At 50.0% G+C, this 2,902-nt stretch carries 3 protein-coding genes; all 3 read right to left on the reverse strand.

All coding sequences use genetic code 11. The features are described from left to right. Nucleotides 1-90: 90 nt before the first annotated feature. Nucleotides 91-624 (reverse strand): trimethoprim-resistant dihydrofolate reductase DfrA42, encoded by a 534-nt coding sequence (gene dfrA42 / locus PSF28_RS23475; RefSeq protein WP_045475347.1) that lies wholly within the window; start codon nt 622-624, stop codon nt 91-93. A 1-nt stretch (nt 625) separates the two neighbouring features. After that, nucleotides 626-769, reverse strand: a complete 144-nt coding sequence (locus PSF28_RS23480; protein ID WP_160317945.1) for a hypothetical protein — start codon at nt 767-769, stop codon at nt 626-628. Between the two features lie 210 nt (nt 770-979). Continuing rightward, nucleotides 980-2,521, reverse strand: a complete 1,542-nt coding sequence (locus PSF28_RS23485) for an IS91-like element ISCR1 family transposase (RefSeq protein WP_000050481.1) — start codon at nt 2,519-2,521, stop codon at nt 980-982. Between the last annotated feature and the right edge of the window lie 381 nt (nt 2,522-2,902).

Consider the following 2,902-nt stretch of genomic DNA (forward strand, 5'->3'; position numbering starts at 1 on the left):
GGTCAGTATTAACAGTTGAAAATCTACAAGCAGGTGGTATCTAAAGCTCCTCTGCTATTTCTTGGTAGATTGCACCACAATCATTACATGTTAGATAATATTGTTTGTAGATTGACATACACGCTCCAGACGGGTGCAGTAGCAGTCGTTAAACCAAGTGGCCCCTACTGATTCCCATTTATCTGTAAAGTCATTGAAATAAGTATCTGCTTCATCTGCTACTGAAAAGAATGTAGTCAGGTAAACAGTACTAACGTAAGGCAATAATGCCTTGTAAATTTCAGCACCACCTAAGCAGATAATGTCGTGACCAGGTACGTCCCAAACTTGTAACTCTTTTAACGCGTCTGAGAGCGTCATATACTGTGCTTCAGGAGTACTAGCGTACTTGTCTGGATTACGGGTAATAATGATGAATCTGTGGCGTTTTTTGACGATATCGGGCAAATCTTCCTCATAGGTTACTCGCCCACAAACAGCGTGCTTAAATGGTTTGGTAATTTTCTTATACCACGCAAAATCATTGTCCGATTTAATGGCCAAAGAACCTTCGTAACCAATGGCACCATTAAGGTCACGAGCAAGTATCATCGACAACCGTTTTAATGGGGTTGGTTTGTGCATATTAATCTCCTACAGTTAAGTTCTTAGCGTTATCAAGGGGAATACCGAATTTACTTTCTTCTTCCTCCCTACGTTTATCCTCACGCTCTTTGGTTTTAATCAAGCGTCTAAGCTGTTCGTCTTGGGTATAGGAAGTATAAACCACCTTTTTGCTCCTCATCCGAAGTATCTTACCTGAAATTCCCTCACTCGTTTACCGCTCAAGCCCCAATTTTAACTGCCGGTCCAGCCTAAACCGCTCTAATAAGGTTCGATTTGGCGGTAAAATCTCTAGCCTGATAGCTCGAGAGATACAAACTGCCCCACCGCCCCGTTTAAAAGTTGGCAGTGTTGAGCAGTGTTGGATTTGGGGTCGTCAGTCAAAGAGACGACTCTGTGATGGATCGAACAGGCTGGGAGTCAGTGGCGGCGCTCGTTCTGGTGGCAGCTCACGCTGCTTGGCGGCATTCGCCTTGGCTGTTTTCTGTTTCAGATGCTTGAGAATCTGCTCAATGACCTTCGGATCTTCGATGCTGGCAATCACTTTGACGTGACCGCCGCAGTGTTCGCAGACTTCAATATCAATATTGAAGACTCGCTTGAGGCGTTGCATCCAGGTCATGGCGCGGTGGCGCTCTGCAGGACTCTTGTCACGCCAGTTAGTATCGAGACCTTCCGATTTGTCGGGCTTCTTGCCCCGCTTGGCGGGTGTTACTTGAACTCGGTGTTTGCTGTTCGGTGCAAAGACGCCGTGGAAGCGTGTGAGGTTGACTCGCGGCTTAGGTACCAACGCAGCGAGTTTGGCGATGAAGTCCAGCGGCTCGAAGATCACATGGGTGGTGCCATTGCGGTACGGAGTTTTGAGCTCGTAACGCACCTGCCCATTGGCGGTTAATGCCAGACGTTTTTCTGAAACCGCTGGCCGACTAATGTAGCGACACAAGCGCTCAAGCTTATCCCGCTGATGCGCTTCGGCCATCACACCGGCGTGTAGCGAGAAACCAGCATGGTTGGCTACTCGACTGCTTGAGTCGGCTTTATCCTCACGCCCTGGCAAGGTTTGCAGGGTGAAGACTTTGCGCCCTTGCTGGGGGCCGACGGCAATGCGATACGTAACCGAAGCACCATGTAATTGAGTCAGCGTATCGTCTTCGCCCTCTTCCAGTGTCAACCACGTATTCTCGGCATCACGCTCCAAAATCCCACGCTTTTCCATGCAGCGAGCGATGCGATGGCTGAGGGTGTGAGCGAGCGTATTCAGCTCATCGTAAGTGGGTGCCTTGACACGATGGAAGCGTTGCTTGCCATAGTCATCTTCGGCATAGACACCATCGAGAAACAGCATGTGGTAGTGGACATTGAGATTTAGCGCGGAGCCAAAGCGTTGGATAAGAGTCACTGAGCCAGTTTGTGCAGAGGCTTTGGTGTAACCGGCTTTTTTGATCAGATGAGTTGAGAGTGTACGATAGACGATACTCAAGACCTGGCCCATCAGCTGGGGATGGCGAGCCAGCAAAAAGCGTAGCTGGAAAGGAAAGCTGAGCACCCACTGGCGAATGGGCTCCTTGGGGAAGACTTCGTCTATCAGCAGCGCCGCACTCTCGGCCATCCGGCGGGCACCGCAGCTAGGGCAAAAGCCGCGTCGTTTACAGCTGAAGGCGACCAGACGCTCGTGATGACAATCCTCGCAGCGAACCCGCATGAAACCATACTCCAGACGGCCACATTGGAGGAGGTCGTTGAATTCTTGTTGGATGTAGCGAGGCAGGTGTTGACCTTGGGCTTCGAGTGAGGCTTTGAAGGCTGGGTAGTGCTGCTCAACCAGCTGGTAGAGCAGCGTCTGGTCGGGTTGGTGGCGTTCGTAACCGTTTGTTTGAGTGGGCGATTGACTCGCCGTGGCGTTCCTTGCCAGCGACATGGGTATCCTCCGCTGATACTGTGGTTATGTACAGTATCAGCGGCTTGCGTTCAGACGTCCAGTCTGGCCCTAGACATCGCTAAATGCTTAACCCGCAATAGCCCTCACGAGTTGTTATCAGCCACTACCGGTTGAGCGAGAAGGTTTTGGGTTCAGGGTGCTATTGCTCCACCAATCACAATACTGAAGCCCCAACTGTTATCAGTTGGGGCTTTTTCTTGTCTGTTTGCGGCGGTTGCGTTTTATCGGTAGTCGTCGAGCTCTGCACCATCCCACATAAGAGCTTAACGGTGCGATCTTCAACGCCATCACACAAAACTTTCTTTTTCACGCACAGTCAACTTATTGGATGTTTTATTAACAACCCAAAAGGAGATATTT

Source organism: Providencia sp. PROV130, from assembly GCF_028482225.1.
Taxonomy (GTDB): domain Bacteria; phylum Pseudomonadota; class Gammaproteobacteria; order Enterobacterales; family Enterobacteriaceae; genus Providencia; species Providencia rettgeri.

Excerpts from the sequence above, each read along its gene's own strand:
- dfrA42 (WP_045475347.1), bottom strand. The coding sequence starts at position 624 with ATGCACAAACCAACCCCATTAAAACGGTTGTCGATGATACTTGCTCGT.
- PSF28_RS23485 (WP_000050481.1), bottom strand. The coding sequence starts at position 2,521 with ATGTCGCTGGCAAGGAACGCCACGGCGAGTCAATCGCCCACTCAAACA.